This is a genomic window from Neptuniibacter sp. QD37_11, from assembly GCF_047778105.1.
Lineage (GTDB): Bacteria > Pseudomonadota > Gammaproteobacteria > Pseudomonadales > Balneatricaceae > Neptuniibacter.
On the sequence record NZ_CP180552.1, the window covers coordinates 1911942 to 1938729 of the forward strand.

The following is a 26788-nucleotide window of genomic DNA, read 5'->3' on the forward strand; positions in this document are numbered from 1 at the left end:
AGTTATGAATTTTAAAAAGTTATTAAAACCACTTGCTGCAGGTATTTTAATTGCCTCGCCATTACTGCACGCTGAGGTTGCCTATGTATCGAACGAAAAAGACGACACCATCTCTATCATCGACCTAGACAGCATGGAGGTGATTGAGACATTAAACGTCGGCGAGCGCCCTCGCGGTATTCTGTTTTCGAAAGACTACACAAAGCTTTATATCTGCGCATCTGATTCAGATACTGTGCAGATTATGGACCTAGCAACTAAAAAGATTATTGGCGAATTACCTTCAGGTGAAGACCCTGAGCAATTTGCACTTCACCCTAACGATCGCCACCTATACATCTCCAATGAAGACGATGCCTTAGTGACAATCGTTGATACACAAACAAGCGAAGTTCTTGCTCAAATCGATGTTGGCGTAGAACCTGAAGGCATGGCTGTAAGCCCAGATGGTAAAGTTGCGGTAAATACTAGTGAAACAACCAACATGGTTCACTGGATTGATACCACCACTTACGAGCTGATTGACAATACACTTGTTGATCAGCGTCCGCGTCATGTTGAATTCAGCACAGACAGCAAGATCCTATGGGCCAGCTCTGAGATTGGCGGCACAGTTTCTGTTATCGATGTAGAAACCCGCAAAATCTTTAAAAAGCTTACATTCGAAATCAAAGGCGTACACCCAGACCGTATTCAACCGGTAGGCATCCGCCTATCTGATGATGGTAAATATGCATTTGTAGCGCTCGGCCCAGCTAACCACGTTGCAGTTGTAAACGCTAAAACCTATGAAGTTGAAGACTATATCCTAGTTGGTCGTCGTGTTTGGCACATGGACTTCAACGAAGATCAAACTAAGCTCCTAACAACCAACGGTATTAGCGGTGATGTATCGGTTATTGATGTTAGCAAAATGAAAGCTGTAAAAAGCATTAAGGTTGGCCGCTACCCATGGGGTGTAAAAGTTAAGCCATAGCAGCTTACCTACCCTTTGAAACATATAAGGCCCACTCTCGTGGGCCAATTTTGTTTATATAGCAAAGAGATTCAGCAATGAGTATCCATGTAGAATCCGTAAGTTTTAGCTACGGCCCTAGACAGGCGCTAAAGGATATTAGCTTTTCCCTAGAGCCAGGGGAGTTCCATGGTCTGTTAGGCCCTAATGGCGCAGGTAAATCAACACTGTTTGCCTTAATTACTCGCTTAAACGCTATGCAAACGGGCGACATTCGCATCAACGAACTTAGCATCAAGAAGCAACCCTCCAGCCTAATGAAAAAACTAGGCGTTGTTTTTCAGCAAAGCACCCTAGATTTAGACCTTACCGTTCAGCAAAATCTTTTATACCACGCTGCGTTGCATGGTATATCAAAAACCCAAGCAGGCGATAGAATCATGCTTGAGCTAGAACGCATGGAGATGTCTGATCGGGCCAATGACAAGGTAAGAAGCCTTAACGGTGGCCACAGACGCAGAGTGGAAATTGCTCGCGCACTACTTCATCAACCAGAAATCCTATTACTGGACGAGCCAACCGTTGGCCTTGACCCTCAGACACGCAGAGCACTTAACACCCATGTCCGTAATCTTTGTACAGACGAAAAGCTAACCGTGCTCTGGGCTACCCACCTAATGGAAGAGATCAAGGAAGAAGACCACATTGTCTTACTTAATAAAGGGCAGATAATGATTAATGACAAAGCATCAGAGATGCTGAATCAATCGGGCTTAGATAATTTCACTGACGCCTTCCACCAGTTAACTGAAAAGCCAGCAAAGGAGGCTATATGAGCTTTGCCAGTTATTGGAACTGTTTTTATGGCATTCTGGTTCGTGAATTTCTACGATTCGTACAACAGCGCTCTAGATTCCTGAGTTCGCTAGTCAGACCTCTACTTTGGCTAGTGGTATTTGCTGCTGGCTTCAGAGCAGCGTTAGGTATCTCCATTATTCAGCCCTACGATACCTATATCACCTATGAGACTTACATAGCACCTGGGTTATGCAGCATGATATTGCTGTTTAACGGCATGCAAAGTAGCTTATCCATGGTATATGACCGCGAGATGGGGAGTATGCGAGTACTGCTAATGAGCCCCCTTCCTCGCCCATACCTACTACTGTGTAAAATGGTCGCTACGGCCTTGATTTCGCTTACACAAGTTTATGCCTTCTTATTAGTTGCATTATTGGTTGAAGTAGAACCACCATTAATGGGCTACCTAACAGTCTTACCAGCATTACTGCTAGTTGCACTTTTACTAAGCTCTCTTGGATTATTCCTTTCGACTAAGATCAAACAGCTTGAGAATTTTGCGGGGGTAATGAACTTCGTTATCTTCCCTATGTTCTTCCTTTCTTCTGCACTCTATCCGCTTTGGAAGATGCAGGAATCAAGTGAATGGCTCTATTGGATCTGCATGGCAAATCCGTTTACCCATGCAGTTGAACTAGTCCGCTATGCACTTTACATGCAACTAAACCTTGAAGCATTAGGCATTACAGCATTTGCTACAGCGTTTTTTACTGCTTTTGCGGTTACTGGATTTAAACCTCAGAAGTCCGGTCGCTAGAATAAGCCGAACAGTTTAAAGCAAAAAGCCTCTCTTCTATGAAGAGAGGCTTTTTTATGCCTTCAACGCTGATTCGAGTTCTGCTCGATTTAACTCACTCGTACTTTTATGAAGATAAACCGCGGCAGGACGCCCCTTTAACACAACCACCTCATCAGCCAAAGCTAACGCTTCATCCAGATCATGCGTTACATAGATCATACAACGCTTGGGATTTTCGCAAACCAAATGGGAAATCAATTCCCTCATCTCCTCTCCCGTACTCATATCTAACGAGGTTAACGGCTCGTCCATCAACACCATTTCGGGATCAAGTAATAAGCAACGCGCTAAAGACACACGCCTAGCCATACCTAATGATATTTGTGAAGGATAATGATCCCCATATCCAGATAATTTTACGGCCTGTAGCATCGCTGCGACCTTATCGGAATCGGATTCGATTAAGGCTAAATTCTGATTAATCGTTCTCCAAGGCAACAGCCTTGGCTCTTGAAATAGATAACCTATATCTATGCTTTCTTTATTCCAGCAATAGACCTCATTTTCAGCCAAGCCCGCTAGTTTGTTTAATAATGTTGTTTTACCACAGCCGGAAGCGCCTAAAATAGCTATGGTTGAACCTGATTTTAACTCAAGTTCTATAGGTTGAAGAATGGTTTCGTCGCCGTAGCAAATCTTATCAGATGCAAATTTATACACGTTCTGAACCTCGCTGCCAGCGCTGAGCATACCGATCTAAAGGCTGCAAAATACACCACTCAATCATTTGAACAATAAAGATAAAGGCAAAACTGTAAGCAAGGATTGTTGCTACATCAAAAAGCTGAAAGGCCATATGAAGTTGAAAGCCGACCCCATCAGAGCGCCCCAACAATTCTACGACTAAAACGATCTTCCATATCAATGCCAAACCACTACGCGTCGCGACCATGATGTAAGGAAACAGTTGAGGCCACCATAATTCTGTAAGCTTTTGCTTGAAAGAGAAATGATAGGCTCTGGCCATCTCCTCCAGCTGCTCATCAAACATGCGCCCACCTTCACGCAAGGTTACAGCGACATTGGGTAATTTATTGATGATTACCGCACCGACTGCTGCTGCCTCAACCAAACCGAACCAGATATAAAGCAAGATAATTACAACTAGCGCTGGGACATTCAGAAGAATAATTAATAGAGGATCTAATATTCTGTTTACTGTGGAAAATTTCCCCATCAGAACACCGAGTAGACCGCCAAGTAACATGGCGCAGAAGAAACTAATCGCAACTCGCTGCAAAGTAATCAGCAAACTATCCAACAGCCTTTGCTCGGACCACTCAACTTGCAAGGCGCTAAACACCTCACCAGGTGTGGGAAGCAATACGTTATTAACGAACGCCGCACTGCCCCACCATAAAGCCAAGAGAACAAATATAGCTAACAACTGGTCACTCAAACGACTTATATTGCTCGCTGAACTCATAGACCTGCCTTATAAAACATATCTTCGTTCAGCTCAGCACCTTTAAGTGATGGTTTGAATTGAGTAATCAACTTATAGAATACCTTCGCATCATCGATCTGATCAGCTGTTATATGACTAGGTATGCCATTGCGGTACCCAGTAATAAGTGCATTAAAAACCTGGTCATTCTCAGCCCTCATTAGTTTACGAAGACCTAGCCAATGATCATCCTCATTCAACAATTGGTTCTTAGCTGCCATTACTGCATCTACAAAGCTATTTATCAACTCAGGATTACTATCCACTTGATCTTGCTTTACTAGATAGCCAAGCATAGGCAACTGACTAGTCATACCCAACTCTGCCATCATATCCTGAAGACTAATAACTGTTTTGTACCCTTCAGCCTCAAGCCTTGCTCCGTAATGCCAAAAAGTGACCAACAGATCTAGACGCCCACTCTTTAACGACTGACTCAATAAAGGTGGCGAGCCAAACTGAACCTGAGCATCAGATTCGAGATTAATCCCGTGCTTTTGTGCTCCTGCCTTCAGCAAAATCCAACCTTTATTCAAAGGTCCACCAGCAACACCTATTCTCTTACCTTTAAGCTCTGAAAGATCAGACAACTGACTAGATGCAGGCTTCATAACCATCCCAATCTGCTTCGAGAACGGTATAAATCTAAAAGATTCACCTTTGCTATTTCTCTCAGCCGCCCATAACCAATCAGCAACTATTGCATCAGCATTACCACTTGTCAGCGCAACTTTTGCTGCCGACATACTCGCTACTTTGATAATTTTAAGAGCAAAGTTATTAAGCTCATCTAATTTTTGATTCTTTATATGCTGTAATTCCCAATTCACTGTCCCAGAAGCAAGCACAGCTACTTTCATTTCTCTTCGCTCGCTATTAGCATTCACACAAAAAGAGATAAAAACAAATAAAAACAACAAGTTACGAACAATAAACATAAGATTCCCACGTACTACAAATTATCGGGACGATAGAGAAACTTAAAATAAGCTTCAATGCCGTGAGCAGACATAGTACTTTCGTACCTGTTTTTTTGCTCGATGGTAGAATTTAGACCCACACTTTCGCACGGTGTAATAGGCGTGTAGAGAAATTGTAAGGAAAGCATCATCAGGCACCTTAAAATCGCAACGTATTTATTCACTCTATTGTTCATAAATACTGGCTTTGCAGACGACACAAGCGATTATGCTGATACAACAGATTTTGAGCTGTTTTCAGCAGAAGGTTACCGATATTTCCATTATCGCAGCCCTACACCATTAAAAAGCCTACACGGGAAAACACTTTCAACAGAAGATGTAATCCGCCTACTAGAAACGGGAAATAAGCCCATCCTAGTAGATGTGCAACCCATCACCTGGAATCGCGTTTTCATTCAAAAGGAACCCAGACTCCATATACCTGATAGTGTATGGCTTCCTAACGTAGGCTTAGGCGAACTAGACGACGACTGGTCAGAGTATTTCCAATCTAATTTAGAGCGCTTAACAAACGGCGACAAAAGCCTTCCAGTAATTATATACTGTACGGCTGATTGCTGGATGTCATGGAATGCTTTAAAGAGAGCTTCTGAATGGGGTTACACTAATTTGCTGTGGTATAGAAATGGCTCTGATGGCTGGATTGAACACAATTTAGAAACCAGCATTGCCACCCCTGAACCCTTTACACTAAAGAAGCATTAAATTTTACCAAGCATTAAAGTCTTACACGGAGTAAGATAGAGACAAGCTCAGGATGAGAATATAAGCTCATAATAAATATAATGAAATTGGAGATATTGTCGTGTACAAGATCCTGATCGCGGATGATCATCCGCTGTTCCGTGAAGCTATCATCAATGTTATCGAAAACAGCTTTACTGGCTGCCAGACACTGGAAACGGAAGATCTGGATAGTGCGCTTACAATCGCTCAAAATGAGGAAGAGCTAGATCTTATCCTGCTTGACCTTAACATGCCTGGAATGAACGGCCTTAATGGCTTGATCACATTGCGTAACGATCTACCAACAGTACCTGTGGTAATCGTATCAGCAGAAGAAGACAAACAAATTGTACTTCAGGCTATCACCTATGGTGCCGTTGGCTTTATCACTAAGTCTTCACCTCGTGATCAAATGACCGAAGCACTTCAGCAGATTCTTGCCGGCAATGTATACCTGCCTTCAGACATTATCCGCGCTAGCCAGCCTGATAGCCGACGCACTCAGCGCAAGGACGAAAACCAGATTCCGCCAGAACTTTTATCATCTTTGACACGACGCCAACTACTAGTACTTGAGCGCATGTCTAAGGGCGAATCCAACAAACAGATCGCTTACAACCTAAATATTGCGGAAACAACTGTAAAAGCTCATGTATCTGCAATCCTACGTAAGCTAGGCGTACACAACCGTATTCAAGCAGTTCTATCTGCTGGCAACATCGACTTTAACGAATATCTTAAGCGCTAATATCTACACTACTGGGTGACTGAGTCCAGTCACCCTTCTTTATTTTGTTCTCTTCGATTTCAAGATTGAGTAATAGACACACACCCTCCAAGAGTAAGCGAATTACTTCCAGCATGAACTAGAATATCTAGCTTATAGATTGAGCTTGGGCATGTTTTGAGATGAGAACAAGCAGGCCTAAACGACCTGCTGCTCTAAGAGATGTATAAGCGTAGTTTTTAGCTTAAGTGGCTTGATGGGCTTATTGACAAGGATAAAACCAAGATCTCGTATCTCTTGGTTCAGCTCTTTACTGTAGTTAGCAGTGATCATCAGTACAGGCAGATCACTATCTACTCTCTCGGTTACTGATTTGGCCGCATCAATGCCTGTTTCATCATTATCGAGATGGTAATCCGCGATTAGCAGGTCCACAGGATCTTCCACAAAATCAACCTGTTGCGCTAAATCATCAAAGGACAACGCAGTCACCACATGACAACCCCAGCCCGATAACAATATATCCATCCCTTTACAAATAGATTCATCATTATCAATCAACCAGATACAAGCTCCCGAGAGTCGCTCAGTTATCATCGGAATATGCGGACCAGTAACTTCCGCAGGCGCCAGAGGCACACCTTTAGGTACTTTTACTCCAAATACAGAGCCCTTACCTTCAACGGAATCCACTCGAATCTCGTGACCCAATACCCGAGAAATTTTATCTACTATCGCAAGACCCAAGCCCAAACCCTTCTCCTGACCAGGCTGATCAGATTGAAGACGTTTAAACTCCTGAAAGATCTCTTGTAACTTGTTTGATGGTATACCAGGACCGGTGTCATACACCTCGATCCAGACTGAATCGGGCTCATGCCTACAACCGAGTAAAATTTTCCCCTCTTTGGTGTAGCGTATGGCGTTAGTTAAGAAATTACGCAGAATACGCGCTAATAGTTGAGAATCCGACTTCACAACTGCGCCACTTTTCACATAACGGAAATCAATTCCTTCAGCATTCGCTAACTGCTGGAATTCAGGCGCCAAAGTATCGAACAAGCTTTGAAGATTAAAGGTAATAACGTCCGCCTTTACCACGCCGGCATCTAGCTTGGAGATATCAACCAGTGTACGGAGAAGTGATTCCACATCGTCTAGGGAGTTAGATACAGATTGCGCTAAAGAGCAGTTTTTTGGATCTTCAATTTTCTCAGCCAAAGCACCAGAGAACAAGCGAGCAGCATTCAAAGGCTGAAGCAAGTCATGACTCACCGCCGCTAAGAACTTAGTTTTAGAAAGATTGGCCTGCTCCGCTTCCATCTTGGCATCTAACAGGCGAGATTCAACCTGAACACGCTCAGTAATTTCTGAACGTAACTGTTCGTTTAGCTCCGTTAATTCAGATGTACGCTCTTCTACCCTTTGCTCAAGCAGTTGGTGCGACAGCTCAAGAGCCTCGGCAGACCTACGTCGCTCAGTAATATCTCGAATCATAACGAAGAAACCATTCGGCTTTCCGTCTTTATCAATATTAGCGACATAAGACTTCAGCATGTAGCGCTCTTCGCCACGAGAATTAGTCTGCCAAGTTTCAAAGGTGACATTTCGACCCGACAGAGCCTTTTCTACATACGGGCTTAAACGCTCATACTCATCCGGAGAATAAACATCATGGATACTCTGACCATTTAATTCTCCGTCAGCACGACCAAACCATTCGCTATAAACCTTATTGGCAAAGCCATAGTTAAGATCCTGATCTAGATAGGCGATCAATGCTGGAACGTTATCTGTTATCAGGCGAATCCACTGCTCATTTTGACGAAGAGATTCCGCATATCGATGACGTTCAGTGATATCTGTATAGGTATTTACAAAGCCACCTTGTGGCATGGGGTGCGTTCGAACCTCGATCACTTGGCCTTTATCACCCCGTTGCTCGGATGCTAACACCTCTCCTTGCTGAGCGGCTGTTAACGCATGTTGGAGAATTGAGTGGTTATCCAGCATTAGCGCTGCAAATGGTGGATAGGACTGAACTTGCTCTTGCTCAACGCCTGTAAGATCAAGGAATCGATCATTCCAAAGCTCAACGCGACCTTCTGGAGTCACTAGCACCACACCTTGAGACAGGTTATCTACAGTGTTTTGCAGCAGTTTAGTTTTTTGGGCTAAAGCATGTTCTTTATCTGCAGTTTCACGTTCTTTCAGCGCTGTAATATCTGTATAGAGAATTACTAAACCACCATCCTGGGTCGGACGCTCTGACATTTGCACCCAGCGACCATCATTTAGCCGATAAACCTTACTTCCTGTATTTGTATCTGGATACTCTTCATCAATCAGACCACTTTCACGCGCTAAACGACTAATGTCCTGTATTGTTGTACCGGTTTGGATATTTAAACCCGTTGATGCCCAAACACTACTGAACTTACTATTAAAAAGGACAATTTTTCTATCTTGATCAAATAGAACAAAGGCATCAGAAATGCTTTCGATTGCATCCACTAATCGCTGGTTAGCTAACGCAGCTTGATTGTTGGCTAATTTAAGTGCCCTATGACTGATTTTCAGCTCTGAAAGGACTCGATTGAGCGCCTCTGTCCGCTCACGCACCTGCTCAGCAAGTACAACAGAATGCTCAAATGCAGAATAAGGGTTAGCACTCTGACCGCCACCTGACTCAACTCGCTGAACCAAAACAGAGTTTATTTTACGTAGTTTGCGGTTTTCTTCTTCGAGCTTGGAAATGCGATCTTGTACAGCCTGATCAGACATTTAGATTTCTCCCGATGGCAACGGCAGTGAAGGTCTGATTGATATGCATACCCTCTTTCTGCTCTCCATAGGTGTTAAATCCAATAACCTTATTTTTGCGAAGTAAATCGGATATCTGCTGAGAATTACCCCTTAGCTCACTCTCCAGACGACGCAAGAAGCAATCACAGCCAATAATTAGCTGAGGCTCACCTATTTTCTCTTCGATCACTTCAAGCTTACTAATGAGATCTGCAGCCATATCACCTGGTGTCATGACCGTCAGAACAATGCCATTCTCGACCGCACAATAAAATTTCATGCTAAGGTCATCGTTAACCTGCTGAATAGAACGCACAAAATATTCTTCACCAAGCTTCACAGCAACAGGGTTTTGAGCGAAAACGTGGTGATTTAAGTCCTCAACGGCAACTCCTATCACCCTTGCGTATTCAAGCGCAGCAGGTTCAGCATTTATCTCGTAGACACAACGACTATCTGCATCCGCTTCTGTAACAACAAGCTTGTCATTACGATGATTCATGTGATGAGTACTAAATACTTCGAAGTCATAGATTGTATTTACCAACATGACTACTGCAGCATCGGTATGAAACTCACCATTATAAAAAACATGGGTTTTAGCGAGATGGATGTCATCTCCGGCAGAGCCGCCAAAGTTTGGGATACTTCCCAAGGCCGAGTTAAGGGTAACAAGGACATTTTCTTCTTGAATGGATAAACCATCAAGCAAAGTTAAGGCAAATGTATTGCCTTTGATTGGCGCAATTTCATGATGACGGCAACCTGATATAAGCTGATCAACCAGCATCTGTGCATCAGTTAAACTGAAGTCATCTAGACACTCAATAGAAGCAGCTTCAATTGCAAAACCAGACTGTTTAAAACCAATAGCAGTAATACAGCCCTGCCCATAACCATCAGGAGTTATTTCACCGGCAGTAGTGCAACCAACAATTTCAGTTGTAGGAAAAGCTTGATTAAGTGCTGTCGCAAGCTCCTTAAGCGGATACTCAGCAGAACAGAAAAAAGTTATAAAACTGATCTCTGGAGAATCAAGCTGCGACAAAAGATCATTTGCAGCAGTGCTAGGGTCAGAACTGAATGATGCAGCCAGCAGAAACGCAGGGTCCTGAGTCAATGGTCTATCCTCGGGAAAAGCTTAATCATTTCATTCTAGGTCTTGAGGATAAATCAACAAATACTACTTGTGACCCCTTTTTGGCAGACCTCAATGTAAATGATATTTAACAAACCAAATGAGTAATTAGGGCTCTTAATTTACCTGGTTTTACAGGCTTATTAATCAGAGAAAGCCCTTTGTTCTCAAAGAGCTGACGACATTCACTGCTTCTATCTGCTGTTAATATAACTGCAGGAATATCCAAACCAAAATGCTCTCTCAAACCATCTATGGCATCAGTACCAAGTAGATCATAATCCAAGTGATAATCAGCAAGTATTAATTCCGGCACTATGTACTCGTCAGTACATTTTTCTACAGCCTCGCGCAAGCTCGAGGCAGTGATGACGAAACAACCCCACTGCGTGAGTAACGCCTCCATACTCGCCTGAATATTTTCTTCATTATCTATTACCAAAACCACAAGGTTCGATAATTGATTATTTCCGAATTGATTGAATTGTTGTACCGGTACCTCGAGTGGAAGCTGTTCTACCAATGGAACCTCTACAGCAAACATAGAACCCTTGTCAGGCACAGATTTAACCACCAGCCTATGCCCGAGCACATGAGCAATACGCTCCACTATAGCAAGGCCTAATCCAACACCTTGACGGTCTTTAGCCGACTTATTTTCTAATTGTTGAAATTCTTTAAAAACAAGCTGCTGCTTTTCTTCTGGAATACCTAGCCCAGTATCCCAAACCTGGATACTTAAGATTCGGCCTTTTCGACGACAACCTACAAGAACAGACCCTTCATTGGTATAACGAATTGCGTTACTGATAAAGTTCCTGATAATTCTCAACAAAAGTCGAGAATCACTTGTAACTGCAGCTGAACACTCAGCAAGCTTTAACCTGATGTTTTTATTCTCCGCTATAGCCTGGAACTCATTTACCATCGACAGTAATAACTGATTGATACGGAAATCAGATATATCTGGTTGTACTGCATTCTGATCAAGCTTAGAAATATCTAAAAGATCAGTTAGAAGGTCTTCAGCATTTTCCAGCGCTAAGTGAACTCGCTCCACAAGATGGGCGTCTTGAGTTTGCAGAGAGCGTTCTCTTAATGCAGCTATGAGTAATCTAGCTGCATTCATTGGCTGCAATAGATCATGACTCGCTGCAGCAAGGTATTTATCCTTACTTTTATTGGCATCCTCTGCGAGGTCTTTGGCAATTTTCAGTTCTTTTTGAATTTGCTCGCGCTCTGAAATCTCTTGGACAAGCTTATCATTTAGCGAAAGCAATTCTTTCGTACGATTAGCCACCCTAACCTCAAGCTCAACATTTAATTGTTTCAATCTGTCCTGAGATTTTTTTCGTTCGGTAATATCTTTAACAAACCCCTCAATAATGGGGCCATTACCATCAGGATCTTTAGATAAAGCACTGACTGAAACGTGAAGACACTGACCATCTTCTTTCAGAAAGAGAGTCTCAAAATTAAAAACCCTGCCATATTGCGCGAGCTGATAACGGAAATCTGAATAGGCATCAGCACAACAGAAAAGAAGTGAATCCAGCTGCGTTATTCTTTGAAGGAACTGTTCTTCAGAATCATATCCGCATAACTTAACCATCGCAGGATTAGCAGATATTATCCCTTCATCTAATTTTGCCTGAAAAATCCCATGCAAAGCATTTTCAAATAGCCACTTATAGCGGTTCTTTTCACGCTCAAGTTCATCAATTTTAGTAACTAATTCAGAATGATAGTTTTTTCGAGAAGAGTGGTTCCCTAAACCAATTAGACTTTCTACTGTTTGGCTTTGGTTATTAAAGCGCTTCTTCATACACCACTTCTACATCTCGTTTATTAGATTTACGGGGATTGGTAAGAATGCATGGATCCTGTAAAGCATGATCAGATAACACAGGGATATCCACGATATTGACGCCATTTTCTTTTAATTTCTGATCCAGTCCAACATCTTGCTTTAATTGAACAACTTTATTCCTTAAAGCCACCTGAATTTGACTAGTATTCAGACCCTTAGTTGCAACCCCCATGGTTTCCGCTACAACTTTGAATCGATCCTCGGCCTCTGAGTAATTAAAATCAATAACATGCTCTAATAATATGGCATTACACAAACCATGAGGGAGATCTTTATAACCGCCCAAGCTATGAGCCATAGCGTGCACCGCACCAAGAATCGCATTAGAAAAAGCAAGTCCCGCCTTCATTGAACCAAGCATCACTTGCTCACGAAGATGAATATCTTTTGGCTGCTCAACCAATGTGACGATGTTATCGTTAATAAGCCGCATAGCATCGAGCGCATGCATATCAGTTAGCGGTCCTGCACCCGTAGACACAAACGCCTCTATCGCGTGCACCAGAGCATCAATACCAGTACAAGCACTTAGGAACGGATCCATTGTCATTGTTGTTTCTGGATCAATTAGAGCAACATCCGGTACAACTGCTTTGCTAACAATAGAGATTTTAACTTTCTCAACAGGATCAGAAATAATCGCAAATTGCGAAACATCAGCCGAAGTACCTGCAGTAGTAGGAATAAAAATAAGAGGAGGTATTGGGAGATGAATGGTATCAATACCCTCATAATCCAAAATATGCTTACCATTAGCACTCACAATCCCTATACCCTTGGCGCAGTCCATTGGGCTTCCACCGCCGACGGCAACTATGACATTACAGCCATGTTCTTGGTAGACTTGAGCTCCGGCCATTACTTCTTCCGCTCTAGGGTTAGCAGACACATCATCAAAAACCACATGCTCGATTTCTTCATCAAGCAGCAAATCAGAGATCTCTTTTACCCATCCAGCTTCTTGCACACCCGGATCCGAAACCACCAAGACCTTACGCGCACCAAAGTTTTTCGCATAATTAGCCACTGAGCACCTAGCACCAGCACCAAAAATTATTTCTGGGGATACGAACTTTCGAAGATTTGAAATGTCTCTACTCATTAGAGGTACTCAACAGGACAACTCTGCTACAGCAGAAAGATGTCATTAAGTTTACATGAAGCATTAACTAGACCAAAGTGACATACACATTAATGAAACATATAATCGATATCATTAACATTAATTGAATTTTTGCACTGCACAATTTTTGTGCACTTAAGTATATAATACCCGCCAACCTCCTAAGATGTAATACCCATACTCCCATAGAATTCAAGACTTTAGCTTAAATTGATACACAAACCATGGTTCTATCTAAAAAGAACTATAGGGTCATGTAAGCATTCCTAACACTTGCCGATAATCTCCTCCATCGTTAAACAAACTAAATTCCTTAATTGGGGGCGACATGAAAAATAACAAAGCCAAGCTGTTAGCTGTAGCAGTTGCAATGGGCATGAGCGCACACGCTAGCGCTGCAATTGAACTGTATAACCAGGATGGCACAACTTTCTCTGCTGATGGTCACTTCAACGCTTTCTACGTTCACACTGACAACGATGCAAACGGTGAAGACCAAGCTCGCGTACGTATGGGCTTCCTTCCTAACTACATCGGCTTCAACGTATCTAAGCAGATTGACGACCTAAAAGTTGGCGGTCGCTCTTCTTTCTGGGTAACTATCAACGATGGCAACACTCAGAACACTGACACTGCTATCGACGTTCGTCAGTTCTACGCTACTGTAGACGGCGACTTCGGTCAGGTACTATTCGGTAAAGATTTCGGCCTATACGGTCGTTCTAACATCTTCTCTGACGAACTTCTTCTAGGTACTGGTCTTCCTACTCCAGTTCTTGACGAAGTTACTCTAGGTAACATCTCTATTGGTTACCCATATGCTGGTCCACGTGCACAGGTAACTTACCGCTCTCCTGTAACTAACGGCTTCCAAATCGCTGTTGGTGTACTAGACCCAGAATCTGGTGAAACAATCAACGCTAACACTGACAACAGTGCTCGCTTTGAAACTGAAATCACTTACGCTACTGACTTCGACGGCGGTAAATTTAACGCTTGGATCGGCGGCGCAATCGGTGAAAACGATGCTAACGATGTAGACGCACACGGTATTGCTTACGGTGCACGCATTGCAGTAGGCGGCTTCCAATTCACAGCTTCTGGTTTCGATCAGGAAGGTATCTCTACTGTATTCGCTTCAGATCTACTAACTACTGAAACTGATACTGACGGTTACCTAATCCAGGCAGCTTACCAAGCAGGCGATCACCGTTTCATCCTTTCTCACGGTGAAACTGATACAGCAACTGGCGCTGAAGACGAAATGCAATCTGTTGCTTACATGTACAATGTAAACAGCAACCTAAAACTGATTGCTGAGTACGATATTGCTGATTCTGTAACACTAGGTGAAGACACTAAACAAATCGCTGTAGGTGCTGCACTAAGCTGGTAATTACTTCTTAAAGTAATTAGCTAGATATTGGCCGCTGCTCTGTCCCCCCCTTCTCCAGAGCCGCGGCCTTCTTTTTTATCTCTCTTTCCATAATTCCCCTCTAACTTCTTATACCCTATTCGCTATTCGCTATTCGCTATTCGCTATTCGCTATTCGCTATTCGCTATTCGCTATTCAGAAGATTATAAAAGCTTTATTTCAGGCAAAAAAAAGCCTGCTAACTAAGCAGGCGAAGTACGACGGTTAGAGCTCTTAGATAGAAACTCAAAGCCAGAGAGTGGATGTAAGAACATAAGCTGCTCTTGAATAAAACAATTATCCTTTAACCACCCTAAATTTGCTGCTCTGCAACAGAATGAAATCATCTAATACTTTAGGCGCAGACCATAAGTGACGCCTTTTTAGACAAGACTCCCAGAGGCTAGAGGCTAGAGGCTAGAGGCTAGAGGCTAGAGGCTAGAGGCTAGAGGCTAGAGGCTAGAGGCTAGAGGCTAGAGGCTAGAGGCTAGAGGCTAGAGGCTAGAGGCTAGAGGCTAGAGGCTAGAGGCTAGAGGCTAGAGGCTAGAGGCTAGACAAGTTTGTGTTATATCCAGATGAACACAACAGAATTCTGTTATTTCTCCCATTTATATTAAGCACCAATACAAACAAAGCCTCACGCGCGCTTAATTTCCGCATAAAAAAGCGCCGGCAAATCTGCCAGCGCTTTAGTCACAAAAGGCTGCGGATTAGATACACATTAAGCATATCTAAACAGAACAATTAGAATCGTGCACGAATACCAATAACACCTGAACGAGGCTTACCTGGGCCTACGAAGCGATGATCATCAATACCTTGATCCTCAAGCACCTCATCAGACTCACCGTAGACACCGAACGTTTCATAGTCTTTATCGAAGACATTATCGATACGACCAAACAACTCAACGTTATTGGTTAGCTTGTACTGACCGCGCAGGTTAACGACTGCAAATGAATCTACTTTTTCATTTTCATTCGCCTCATCACCACGGTAGAACTGACTGCTTTGGTAATTTACTTCAGCACCCAGATCAAACTTAGGCGTTACCGCCCAATCCGCTACGATTTTGATATTGTGCTCTGGCAGGCCTGGGATAGCATCACCCTTCTCGACTGGACGAGTATCACCTTGTGGATTGTTGGTACTCACAGAGTTGAACGGTGTTTGGAATGTCGCATCCATCCATGTGTAAGAAATACCTACAGCAACATTGTCATACTTTTTGTTAGCCGCTAGCTCAATACCCATACGACGAGTCTTACCAACGTTTGCAAAGTAACCTTCGGAAGCTAATGTACCCGCGTTCTGGAAGATAATGTCATCATGGTTCATTGTGTGGAATGCGCCTGCAGACCAACCATAACCAGCACTATTACCGCGCACACCCACCTCAAAAGACTTAGCTACAACTTGCTCAAGTGGCGGATCAGATACAAAACCATTTGGAAGCTTACATGGATCATCTGGGTCAGCACAGCTCAACTCAGCAGGAGTTGGTGCACGAGATGACTCACTATAGCTACCGTAGTAACTCATGTGATCATTTGCTTGATAAGCCAGACCAACAGCTGGATTCAAGCGTTTAAAGGAGTGATTACCTGTTAAATCAAGGTTTTCTTCGCCAATACCAACCATATCAATATTGGTGTAGTTATAGCGAGCAGACAGTGTTAGATCCAACCTTTCACTCAGAGCCAAAGTATCTGTAACAAAAAGACCGATATTAGTAACATCAGTCTCTAGGTGCACACTGGACTCATTATCGTAGAGACCAATCCCTGTAACACCGCGATCCTCACCTTCTTCGTTGCGAAGACGAGCAAATTGCGTATCAGACTGAAAATCGATCTCTGAATAGTCGATGCTACCACCAACCGTCAGCTGATTTTCCTTACCATTGAAATCATCTAGGAAAGTAACCTGGGAGCCTAAACCGAAGCTTTCCATTTTAGTCTCAGAAGTATTCAACGTTCCGTCAAACACCTCATCATCCGCAACCAGCTCATCACGAAGATCCGTATCAATATCACCTAGATGCTCATCGTCATCAAATCCACGAAATTCTACAGCTTCAAGACCATCCTCTGCCTCACAAAGCGTAGCATTGACACTAGGACCGAATGGAGCAGCCAATGGATTTTCGTTGTTTGCATCTACATAACAAAGACCATAATCACTATCATCGCCATTTAAAGTTTTCACTTTATTTCGACGATAGAAAACATTACCTGCAACCTGAGTGTTATCATCAACCCAGGTATCACCGCTCAACGTAAGCAGCGCCAGATTTGTTTCAGTTTGGTCGGGTTGAGTATAAATACTTTCTCGACCTTCAGCTTCCAACAAGCCAATTGGTGCAGCACCATTACCAATCATTTTGTTGTTGTTAGCAGCCGCAGTTAGCTCAATATTATTACCGTTTTCACCACGCCAAGTTAAGGTTGCCAAACCTTGCTGAACTTCCGTAGGTGAATGATCTCGCCAACCATCTTCTTCGTAGTAATTACCGATAACAAAGTAGCCAAACTCACCATCATTACCGCCAGATTGAACTTCTACATTCATTCGACCATCATTACCGATAGAAGCTTCGATCTGATTGCCTTCATTATCAAAACCGTTTTTAGTTTTGATTGATAATGCGCCACCCAATGTATTTTGACCAAATACTGGGTTAGAACCTGCGAAAAGATTTACAGATTGGATTGCACCTTCAGGAAGAAGATCCCAGTTGACTGTATCGCCAAACGGCTCATTAAAACGAATACCGTTAACGTAAACAGACAATCCTTGAGGCAAACCAAGTAACGGAGACGCTGTAAAACCACGATATTGAACATCAGGCTGGAACGGGTTATTCACCGCTTCGTTAATCGTAACACTGCTAAAGTTATAACGCAGGTGCTCTGCAATATTTAGAGACTGAGACCTTTCTAGATCATCAGCATTAGCAGACTGAACAGCCGCAGCAATACGATTTTTTTCAATGCCAACACCATAGATTGGCGTATTACCAATAACAGTAACACCTTCTAATTGGGTTGCATCTTCTGCAGAAACAGCAGTGCTACATGCAGCAGCTGCCAACAATGGCAACCAATACTTTTTTTGCAAGCTCATTATCTATGAATCCTGTGAACATATTTTTCTTATCCACGCTATTTTTTCATAGAAATGTCATAAAGACCTTTATGCTGCCTACCCATAACAATGTAATATAGATGTAATACTAAAGACCCAACCTAATCCCGAAAGCTGGGACCACAACCCGTTGAATGCATATTCATCTCAGAACGATAAAATTCCAGTTCTTTTTTCAGTACTACTTCAGCAGTATCAGACACCCGAAAGCCATGGGCTTCATCTGGAAAATAATAAGCCTCTACTTTAATCCCTCGGCCTTTCAACGCCTTTTCCATTGCACGGGTCTGATCAGGCAACACAACCCTATCCTTCTCTCCTTGAAAAAAAATTACAGGGCAATTAATTCGATCAACATTATCCAGAGGAGCACGATCACGGTACACCGACTCCTCAGCGACCGGATCACCAATAAGCCAGTGAAGATAGCTTGATTCAAATTTATGCGTACAACCGTCAAGAACTAGTGGATCCGTGACCCCGTACAAACTAGCAGCTGCCGCAAAACAATCAAGTTGATAAACCGCACTAAGTGCAGAAAAACCACCCGAGCTGTTACCACGAACAAAAACCGCCCCCTTATCAACAAGGCCCAGCTCAACCAATTCATCTATTGCTGACTGAATATCCTCGACCTCTACAACACCCCATTGATGCTGAAGGCAATTGCGGTAAGTTCGACCATAGTTACTACTACCCCGATAGTTTAAATCCAATACCGAAAATCCACGCTGGGTCCAATACTGGATCTTCATATTCAAAACAGGATAAGTTGCAGCTGTTGGTCCGCCATGAAGAAACACAACAAGAGGAGCCAAAGCACTATCTACTGAATATTTAGCATTAGCTGGAGGATAAAAATAACCGAAACAAGCAGACTCCGCTTTTGAAAAGCTCATTGGCCGAGCTAGAGAGCAATCCGATTCATTTAATGGCGAACCGCCACCAGCAACAACTCTAACTTCAGAAGTCACAGTATTAACTTTAACTACTGAAACAAGTTGATTATTAGCCGATGCTACAACACAAACCCAGTTACCAACGGCGACCAATGATTTAAAGTAATTAAAATCAGGCACTAAAGAGGCACCATTAAGCATGACTTCAGCCCCTTCATGCCTATGATGAATCGAAACAACTTTTGACGAGATTTCAGCATAATGCGTTAGGCCTGATTGCCAGGGCGCAGAAATCATATCGCAAGACTCTTTCTCGACTGGCACCAAGTCATGACTATCCAAATCGCACCTGTAGATATTCCACCAACCAGAGCGATCAGTAACTACATACAACTCACCTTTTTCTGAAAAATACGGTTGAGAAAGTGCCTCCTCAGAATTATGACCTGCAATAGAGATAGACCCATCGAGCTCTGAAGAAGTTAGATCAAGATAAGAAAATTGAGTTGAAGTCCAAGGCTGCTGAGGATGATTCCAGCTAATAAATGCAAGCATAGATCCCTGCGGATTAATCACAGGGTAGCTATAAAAATCTGCACCCTCGACCAAAACCTCTACCGAGTCATCAGACAAACTGATCGCAACGATCCGATTTATAACATCCGTTTCAGCATGGATCTCCTGAATAGCGATCAAGCGATCTCGGGTTTTATCCCATATAGGCTCAATATAACGGGTATTTGGATGATTAGTTATCTGAACAACATCACAAGGCCCGCTAAGCCTCTGCTTGTAAATTTGTTGGTCACTAGCATTAACAAACACCAACGAATCATCAAGCAGAGCCCAACCTCTGCCACCATACTCATAGACCTTGCTTTGCACACTATAGTGAGGCGGAGTTATCTCGCGATGAACCCCCGACTGAGACTCTAATTCAAAACAGATACAGCAACGACCGCCCTCATTTGGTCGCTGCTCAACCCAATAAAGATCGCCTTTTTGACTTAGCTGTAGCTGACTATATTCAACACCAGCACTAATAGCATCAGCTTCTGATAGGGATGAAGACCAAAAACCAGGTGAATTTGAATTCGGCATGGTGACTTACATTAACCTTTGGCAAACACCCGAGAATTACGATCATTTCGGTAGACAAAATCATCAGGATTGTTTACGACTTTCTCAGCGTTTTGCCTAGCCTCAACGATCTTATGGTGATGCTCAGATTTAGAACAGACGGGATCTGCATTATGCATATCACCTGTGAGCATATACGCCTGACAGTGACAACCACCAAAATCTTTATCCTTTTCATCGCAACTCCGACACGGCTCTTTCATCCAATCGTCGCCACGGAAATAATTGAACCCAGGGCTATCATCCCAAATCTGCTGAAGACTCATCTCTTTAACATTTGGGAAATCTAGCGGCAGCATACGCGCACTATGGCATGGCAACGCCTTACCATCCGGTGTAACGGTTAGAAACACCTGCCCCCAACCATTCATGCAACCTTTAGGACGCTCTTCATAATAATCCGGCGTCACAAAAATCAGCTTTATCGGATTACCTTGAGCCGCCAATTTTTCACGGTACTCATTAGTAATACGTTCAGCTCGCTCGAGCTGCGCTTGAGTTGGCAGCAATTGCTCCACATTCTCGAAAGCCCAACCGTAGTATTGACAGGTAGCAAGTTCAACATAATCAGCTTCAAGTTCTACACACAACTCAATAATCTTATCGATACGATCAATATTATGACGATGGGTCACGAAGTTAAGCACCATAGGGTAACCCTGCGCCTTAACCTCTCTAGCCATTTTAAGCTTTTGCTGGAATGCTTTTTGAGAACCCGCAACCATATTATTTACAGACTCATCGCTAGCCTGAAAGCTTACTTGGATATGATCCAACCCAGCTTTATGGAATTCAGCCATCTTACGCTCATTAAGACCAACACCTGATGTAATCAAATTGGTGTAATAGCCCATTTCATGCGCACCGCCGATTAGCTCAATAAGGTCCTGACGCACTAAAGGCTCACCACCTGAAAAACCAAGCTGAACAGCCCCTAACTCCCTTCCTTGCTGAAATACATCTAACCATTGCTGTGTTGTTAATTCACCGCCAAAGTCAGCAAAATCCAAAGGATTAGAACAATATGGGCACTGCAGCGGACATTTATAAGTCAGCTCAGCCAACAACCATAAAGGGCGACCGTGTGTTTTTTCTACAGGATGACCAATATTTGGACGTGAAGGCGAGCCATTACAAGAGGAAGAAGTCATAAAATCTTTCACAAATTATTATTATCAACTATAGCTATCATCACTCTCGACAGCTAGTTTGTGCAGACTTAAATGGTAGCAATGAACTACTACCAAAGCACCAAATAAACGCACAAAAAAGATGACCTATAACAGGTAAGTAAAAGATATATAGGAATAATTTTAGGAAGGATCCCGCCCCCTGCATGGCAAGGGACAGGTTAAGATTTAAGCTAACCAGCCTTGCTTTTTCGCTTCAGCTAGGAACTCAAGAACATCGCCAGAAAGATCTCCAGCATCAGAAAATTTAGCTTCTAGTTCTGCAATAATTTTCGCTGCGTCTCGCTCACCATCAACCAGCGCCATTATTTCGCCAGCAGGACCATTTAACTGAATCATCCCTTCAGGATAAAGCAGGACATAACAATCCTGAGCCTTCTCCCACTGAAAGCGAAACATATTGTTCAACACAGGAACATCAGATGCCACAAAAATTACCGAATCAGTCATTAAATAATCCTCGGTGATAAACCTTCTGATCGGTCACTGTGTGATAAGGTGCGCGCTCATACTCATAAGCCATAGTCATGGCATCTAGCATGGTCCACAGAACATCAAGTTTGAACTGCAAGATCTCTAGCATACGATCCTGCTGTTCACGTGTTTTATAATGATCAAGCGTAATATCAAGACCATGAACTACATCACGGCGCGCTTCAGTAAGACGGTTACGGAAATACTGATAGCCATCTTCTTTAATCCATGGGTAATGACCAGGCCACGTGTCCAAACGATTCTGATGAATCGTTGGCGCAAACATCTCAGTTAATGAGGAGCTTGCTGCTTCTTGCCATGTCGCACGACGTGCAAAGTTGATATATGCATCTACCGCAAAGCGAACACCCGGCAAAACATGCTCACCAGATAAAATCTCTTCACGAGTCATACCTACAGCTTCACCTAAACGCAACCAAGCCTCAATACCGCCTTCAGCACCTTCAAAACCATCATGATCAAGTACACGCTGAACCCAATGACGGCGTACCTCACGATCCGGGCAGTTTGCCATGATCGCCGCATCTTTTACTGGAATGCTAATCTGGTAGTAAAAACGGTTAGCCACCCAACCACGAATTTGTTCAGGAGTGGACTTACCTTCATACATAGCTATATGGTATGGATGCTGCGTATGGTAAAAATCACCTTTAGCTCTTAGAGCCTTTTCAAATTCATCACGCGTTAAAGGCTGTTTATCTTCTGCACTACTCATTTTTTATATTAACCTCTACACACTTCCCGAAATTAAAGCTCGATCGACATTCCGTCATAAGAAATTTCGATACCATGAGATTCAACTTCTGCACGCTCAGGAGAATCTTCATCTAAAATCGGGTTGGTATTATTGATGTGGATGAGAATCTTACGCGGATTATCCAACGTATCCAGATACTCAATCATGCCACCCTCACCAGACTGAGGCAGATGACCCATTGCAACACCTAACTTATCACCTACACCAGTAACGATAAGTTCATCTTCCTGCCAAATAGTACCGTCAACTAACAGTACATCTGCAGACTCCATGTAAGCGCGTAAATGAGGCTCGATCTGACCTAGACCAGGCGCATAGAACAGTTTTTTACCCGTACGAGTGTCTTCGATTTGAATACCGATATTATCACCAGGGTGCGGGTCATCTCTATGAGGAGAATATGGAGGCGCACTACTCAGTAGCGGCACAGCAGTTAACTTAAGCTCAGGCGCTTGAGGAATAACAAAAGTATTGTCATTTTCGCCAATCGGAATACGGTTGATATTATTACCACCATTCCAATGCTTAAGCATGTTGAAAACAGGAAAACCTGTTGTTAGGTCCTGTTCAACCATCTCTGTACACCAGATATTATGAGGACAACCCTCACGCAACATCAACAAACCTGTTGTGTGATCGATTTGGCTATCCATATATACGATTGCAGAGATACCGGTATCACGAATTGAGCGATTAGGCTGCATAGGACCAAAGTTAGCTAGCTGCTCACGAATATCTGGAGATGTGTTGAAAAGAATCCAGTTTTCACCATCTGCACTTACAGTGATTGAAGATTGAGTGCGTGGTTTTGCATTAATTGTACCTGCACGAACACCTGTGCAGTTTTTGCAGTTACAGTTCCACTGAGGGAAACCGCCACCAGCGGCAGAGCCTAATACTTGTACTTTCATTGTTATTCTTCTACTTATTAACCGTCGACATCCTGCAGTAAAATATCAGGAAAAAGGCAGGATCGCATAAGAAAAGTTGCTTTGAAAAATCCTCGAACGGGATTTGGGTCCTTCCAAGATAAATTACCCCGACATATAGCCGGGGTAATTTAAAAATACGTAACAGCTTTGCTATTAACGGTTTGCGAAGTACATAGTAACTTCAAAACCGATACGCAAATCAGTGTAAGCAGGCTTAGTCCACATAATGCTTTTCCTCTGTTTTTTGTTATTGAAAGGTATGTACAGTCAGATAATAGGTAGGTCACGCTTTGACATGTATGGTACTTTGGAATTAATTCCGACCTTATTTAGGTTAGCTGATAAAATGTATTTTTCAGGCAAAATTCACCATTAATATAAAAAACCATTAAAAATCATAAAGCTAAGCCTAAAATCAAGTTAAGATTAATTTCCAACTTTAACTACTTCCTAAGAGTCATCTATGCATTCCATACTCATTACTGGCTGCTCATCTGGTATTGGATACTACTGCGCCAAAGAGCTACACGATGCTGGCTTCAAAGTCTTTGCAACAGCCCGTAAACAAGAAGATGTTGAACGCTTAACTGCAGAGGGACTGAGAAGCACAAAGCTAGACCTAAATGACAGCAATTCGATAGACGAAGCGCTTAAATGGGTTCTAAGCCAAACAGATGGAAAACTAGACGCCCTTTTTAATAACGGCGCTTATGGCCAACCAGGTGCAGTTGAAGACTTAAGCAGAGACACTTTACGCGAGCAGTTCGAGACCAATTTTTTTGGTACGCATGAGCTAACCTGCAAAGTACTCAAGCTTATGCGCCAGCAAAACCATGGGCGCATAATTCAAAATAGCTCGGTGCTGGGCATTATCACAATGCAATATCGAGGTGCATACAATGCCTCTAAATTTGCATTAGAAGGCCTGACCGACACGCTTAGACAGGAATTAGATGGTAGCAACATTCATGTTAGCTTGATTGAGCCTGGTCCAATTGAAAGCCAATTCCGTGCTAATGCATTCTCTGCCTTCAAGAAAAACATAGACAGAGAAAACAGCTTCCATAGAGACACCTATAATGCAGTGGAAGCTCGCCTTGCAAAAACCAACAACGATTACAGCAAGGACCCTTTCACACTGGGACCTGAAGCCGTATACAAAGCGCTCTATCACGCATTGACCAGCTTAAAGCCTCGACCTCGCTATTATGTAACTACACCCACATGGCTCTTTGGTATTCTTAAACGTTTGCTACCAACCTGTGCTCTAGACTGGATTCTAAACAAAGTTTCCAAGTCAGAAACCAAGCAATAACCATAGAGCCCTCGACCTAACAACAAAAAAGCCGTCTGAATATCAGACGGCTTTTTTAGTTTCCACAGTTATCTGTTTAACTTAGATACCAACCAAACCATTTCTTTCCATAACTTCTTCCATGACTGTCAAACTTGTCGGATCATCGATCGTTGATGGAACAGCATAATCTTCACCAGCAGAAATCTGACGCATCAATTTACGCAAAATCTTACCAGAACGAGTTTTTGGTAAACGATCAACGACTACTGCACGCTTAAAGCAAGCCACAGCACCGATCTCTTTACGTACCAGCGCAACCAACTCTGCTTCGAGATCCGCTTCGTCAATTTCTACGCCGTTTTTAAGCAACACAAAGCCAATTGGCTGCTGACCTTTTAACGGGTCGTTTACACCGATTACGGCACATTCCGCAACAGCCTGGTGGCCCGCTACAATCTCTTCCATTTCACCGGTAGAAAGGCGATGACCTGCAACGTTAATTACGTCATCTGTACGACCCATGATAAAAACATAACCATCTTCATCTTTGTAGCCGCCATCTCCAGAACAATAGTAACCCGGATAATCGGACAGATAGCTTGAGCGATAACGTTCAAAGTCACCCCAAACAGTAGGGAAACAGCTCGGCGGTAACGGAAGCTTCACAGCAATAGAGCCCTGCTCACCCGCTGGAAGCTCATTACCTTCAGCATCTAGGATCTGCACATTAAAGCCAGAAATAGGCACTGTTGCAGAGCCGGCTTTTGGCGGCAGTGTTTCAATACCCGTCATATTGCCACAGATAGCCCAACCGGTTTCAGTCTGCCACCAATGGTCGATAACTGGCTTACCTGTCGTTTCCATAGTCCAGTGATAAGTCGGCGGATCAAGACGCTCACCCGCCATAAATACTGACTGTAGATTTGAAAGGTCGTAGTTTTTAACCAGCTCACCTTCAGGATCTTCTTTCTTAATCGCACGAAATGCAGTTGGCGCAGAGAAAAGCACTTTAGCTTTGTACTCTTCGCAGACTCGCCAGAACGCACCAGCATCCGGTGTGCGTACAGGCTTACCTTCGTAAACAATTGTTGAGCAACCAGCTAGTAGAGGCCCATAAACAATGTAAGAGTGACCTACTACCCAACCGACATCTGAAGCAGCCCAGAATACATCTCCAGCTTCTACGTTGTAGATAGCTTTCATCGAATACTTCATGGCAACGGCATGACCGCCATTATCACGAACAACACCTTTAGGCTTACCTGTAGTACCCGATGTATAAAGAATATAAAGCGGATCAGTACCTTTTACTGGTACGCACTCAGCAGGTTCCGCAGACGCCATCGCTTCGTTCCAATCAAGATCACGCCCCTCTACTAGAGATGCCTCAACCTGCGGACGCTGAAGAATGACACATGCATCAGGCTTGTGAGCTGATTTTTCAATAGCCTGGTCAAGCATTGGCTTATATTCGATTACTTTAGCGATCTCAATACCGCAAGAAGCAGAAACAATCACTTTAGGCTCTGCATCATCGATACGAACAGCTAGCTCTTGAGGTGCGAAACCACCAAAAACAACAGAATGAATTGCACCTAAACGCGCCACGGCAAGCATTGCAACAACCGCTTCAGGGATCATCGGCATATAAATAACTACACGATCGCCCTTTTCGACGCCTTGAGATTTAAGAACACCTGCAAATTTAGCCACCTCATCTCTTAGCTCTAGGTAACTAATCTTTCGCTTCTGACCTGTAACCGGGGAATCGTAGATGATCGCTGTAGTATCAGCACGACCATTTTCCACATGGTAATCCAATGCAAGATAGGCAGTATTCATCTCGCCATCAGCAAACCAACGATCAATACCGTTCTCATCTTTCGATAGAATCTTTTCAGGTGCTTTAAACCATTTAAGATCTTGCGCCTTTTCTTTCCAAAACTCTTCTGGCGCCTCAATAGACTTAGAATATTCTGCTCTATAAGTCATGCACTCTGGCCTCTTTCCCATAAGTTAACGAATTGTAGACACTGAAAGCGATTTTTATGGTTTCTTGTTATTAGCTTCCTTCTACGAGGA

The 26788-nt window shown here is 43.1% G+C and carries 22 protein-coding genes; 7 read left to right on the forward strand and 15 right to left on the reverse strand.

All coding sequences use genetic code 11. The annotated features are described in order from the left end of the window. Positions 1 to 4: 4 nt before the first annotated feature. The 3 genes from ACMXYT_RS08735 to ACMXYT_RS08745 all read left to right on the forward strand — a co-directional run bounded on the left by ACMXYT_RS08735 (position 5) and on the right by ACMXYT_RS08745 (position 2573). Positions 5 to 976: a YVTN family beta-propeller repeat protein gene (locus ACMXYT_RS08735; protein WP_415898353.1), complete on the forward strand. Its 972-nt coding sequence runs from the start codon at positions 5 to 7 to the stop codon at positions 974 to 976. A 77-nt stretch (positions 977 to 1053) separates the two neighbouring features. Next, positions 1054 to 1791, forward strand: a complete 738-nt coding sequence (locus tag ACMXYT_RS08740) for an ABC transporter ATP-binding protein (RefSeq protein ID WP_415898354.1) — start codon at positions 1054 to 1056, stop codon at positions 1789 to 1791. After that, positions 1788 to 2573: an ABC transporter permease gene (locus ACMXYT_RS08745; protein WP_415898355.1), complete on the forward strand. Its 786-nt coding sequence runs from the start codon at positions 1788 to 1790 to the stop codon at positions 2571 to 2573. The genes ACMXYT_RS08740 and ACMXYT_RS08745 overlap by 4 nt, the downstream gene beginning before the upstream one ends. 54 nt (positions 2574 to 2627) lie before the next feature. Here the strand turns inward: ACMXYT_RS08745 and ACMXYT_RS08750 are convergent, their stop codons facing one another. From ACMXYT_RS08750 to ACMXYT_RS08760, 3 genes are read right to left on the reverse strand one after another with little or no spacing between them, the layout of a single operon-like run. Continuing rightward, on the reverse strand, positions 2628 to 3275 hold the full coding sequence (locus ACMXYT_RS08750; RefSeq protein WP_415898356.1) for an ABC transporter ATP-binding protein: 648 nt from the start codon (positions 3273 to 3275) through the stop codon (positions 2628 to 2630). Then, positions 3268 to 4041: an ABC transporter permease gene (locus tag ACMXYT_RS08755; protein WP_415898357.1), complete on the reverse strand. Its 774-nt coding sequence runs from the start codon at positions 4039 to 4041 to the stop codon at positions 3268 to 3270. Before ACMXYT_RS08755 ends, ACMXYT_RS08750 begins: the two co-directional genes overlap by 8 nt. After that, positions 4038 to 5000 (reverse strand): ABC transporter substrate-binding protein, encoded by a 963-nt coding sequence (locus ACMXYT_RS08760; protein WP_415898358.1) that lies wholly within the window; start codon positions 4998 to 5000, stop codon positions 4038 to 4040. Before ACMXYT_RS08760 ends, ACMXYT_RS08755 begins: the two co-directional genes overlap by 4 nt. A gap of 210 nt (positions 5001 to 5210) precedes the next feature. Between ACMXYT_RS08760 and ACMXYT_RS08765 the strand changes: the two genes are divergently transcribed. Together ACMXYT_RS08765 and ACMXYT_RS08770 are read left to right on the forward strand one after the other, a co-directional pair. Beyond that, entirely contained in the window at positions 5211 to 5750 is a 540-nt protein-coding gene (locus ACMXYT_RS08765) for a rhodanese-like domain-containing protein (protein ID WP_415911329.1), read from the forward strand. 100 nt (positions 5751 to 5850) lie between these two features. Further along, a complete protein-coding gene (locus ACMXYT_RS08770; protein WP_415881377.1) occupies positions 5851 to 6519 on the forward strand; it encodes a response regulator in 669 nt (222 codons plus the stop codon). A gap of 177 nt (positions 6520 to 6696) precedes the next feature. On the opposite strand, the gene ACMXYT_RS08775 is transcribed toward ACMXYT_RS08770, so the two are convergent. The 4 genes from ACMXYT_RS08775 to ercA form a co-directional block, all read right to left on the reverse strand. After that, positions 6697 to 9282 (reverse strand): NahK/ErcS family hybrid sensor histidine kinase/response regulator, encoded by a 2586-nt coding sequence (locus ACMXYT_RS08775; RefSeq protein WP_415911330.1) that lies wholly within the window; start codon positions 9280 to 9282, stop codon positions 6697 to 6699. Further along, entirely contained in the window at positions 9275 to 10423 is a 1149-nt protein-coding gene (gene nosP / locus ACMXYT_RS08780; RefSeq protein WP_415911331.1) for a nitric oxide-sensing protein NosP, read from the reverse strand. Before nosP ends, ACMXYT_RS08775 begins: the two co-directional genes overlap by 8 nt. A 106-nt stretch (positions 10424 to 10529) precedes the next feature. Next, a complete protein-coding gene (locus tag ACMXYT_RS08785; protein ID WP_415911332.1) occupies positions 10530 to 12266 on the reverse strand; it encodes a NahK/ErcS family hybrid sensor histidine kinase/response regulator in 1737 nt (578 codons plus the stop codon). Next, positions 12250 to 13338 carry an alcohol dehydrogenase-like regulatory protein ErcA gene (gene ercA / locus ACMXYT_RS08790; RefSeq protein WP_415905774.1) on the reverse strand — a complete coding sequence of 363 codons (1089 nt, stop codon included), beginning with the start codon at positions 13336 to 13338 and terminating at the stop codon, positions 12250 to 12252. The genes ACMXYT_RS08785 and ercA overlap by 17 nt, the downstream gene beginning before the upstream one ends. 424 nt (positions 13339 to 13762) lie before the next feature. Here ercA and ACMXYT_RS08795 point away from each other — a divergent pair, with 424 nt between their 5' ends. Next, positions 13763 to 14830 (forward strand): porin, encoded by a 1068-nt coding sequence (locus ACMXYT_RS08795; protein WP_415898364.1) that lies wholly within the window; start codon positions 13763 to 13765, stop codon positions 14828 to 14830. Between the two features lie 763 nt (positions 14831 to 15593). On the opposite strand, the gene ACMXYT_RS08800 is transcribed toward ACMXYT_RS08795, so the two are convergent. The 7 genes from ACMXYT_RS08800 to pqqA all read right to left on the reverse strand — a co-directional run bounded on the left by ACMXYT_RS08800 (position 15594) and on the right by pqqA (position 23634). Further along, positions 15594 to 17975 (reverse strand): TonB-dependent receptor, encoded by a 2382-nt coding sequence (locus ACMXYT_RS08800; RefSeq protein ID WP_415911333.1) that lies wholly within the window; start codon positions 17973 to 17975, stop codon positions 15594 to 15596. Between the two features lie 122 nt (positions 17976 to 18097). Then, positions 18098 to 19996: a prolyl oligopeptidase family serine peptidase gene (locus ACMXYT_RS08805; RefSeq protein WP_415911334.1), complete on the reverse strand. Its 1899-nt coding sequence runs from the start codon at positions 19994 to 19996 to the stop codon at positions 18098 to 18100. 11 nt (positions 19997 to 20007) lie between these two features. Then, complete coding sequence (gene pqqE, locus ACMXYT_RS08810) at positions 20008 to 21186, reverse strand: pyrroloquinoline quinone biosynthesis protein PqqE (protein ID WP_415881388.1); 1179 nt, start codon at positions 21184 to 21186, stop codon at positions 20008 to 20010. A 207-nt stretch (positions 21187 to 21393) separates the two neighbouring features. After that, on the reverse strand, positions 21394 to 21675 hold the full coding sequence (pqqD, locus tag ACMXYT_RS08815) for a pyrroloquinoline quinone biosynthesis peptide chaperone PqqD (RefSeq protein ID WP_415896305.1): 282 nt from the start codon (positions 21673 to 21675) through the stop codon (positions 21394 to 21396). Beyond that, positions 21668 to 22435, reverse strand: a complete 768-nt coding sequence (gene pqqC, locus ACMXYT_RS08820) for a pyrroloquinoline-quinone synthase PqqC (protein WP_415881390.1) — start codon at positions 22433 to 22435, stop codon at positions 21668 to 21670. The genes pqqD and pqqC overlap by 8 nt, the downstream gene beginning before the upstream one ends. Positions 22436 to 22467: 32 nt before the next feature. Beyond that, on the reverse strand, positions 22468 to 23388 hold the full coding sequence (gene pqqB, locus ACMXYT_RS08825; protein ID WP_415911335.1) for a pyrroloquinoline quinone biosynthesis protein PqqB: 921 nt from the start codon (positions 23386 to 23388) through the stop codon (positions 22468 to 22470). Between the two features lie 174 nt (positions 23389 to 23562). Further along, the gene (gene pqqA, locus ACMXYT_RS08830; protein WP_003243383.1) at positions 23563 to 23634 is read right to left on the reverse strand and encodes a pyrroloquinoline quinone precursor peptide PqqA; all 72 of its coding nucleotides are present in this window, start codon (positions 23632 to 23634) and stop codon (positions 23563 to 23565) included. A gap of 238 nt (positions 23635 to 23872) precedes the next feature. Between pqqA and ACMXYT_RS08835 the strand changes: the two genes are divergently transcribed. Beyond that, entirely contained in the window at positions 23873 to 24724 is an 852-nt protein-coding gene (locus tag ACMXYT_RS08835; RefSeq protein ID WP_415911336.1) for an SDR family oxidoreductase, read from the forward strand. Between the two features lie 81 nt (positions 24725 to 24805). Here the strand turns inward: ACMXYT_RS08835 and ACMXYT_RS08840 are convergent, their stop codons facing one another. After that, positions 24806 to 26698 (reverse strand): propionyl-CoA synthetase, encoded by a 1893-nt coding sequence (locus ACMXYT_RS08840; RefSeq protein ID WP_415911337.1) that lies wholly within the window; start codon positions 26696 to 26698, stop codon positions 24806 to 24808. Positions 26699 to 26788: the final 90 nt, after the last annotated feature.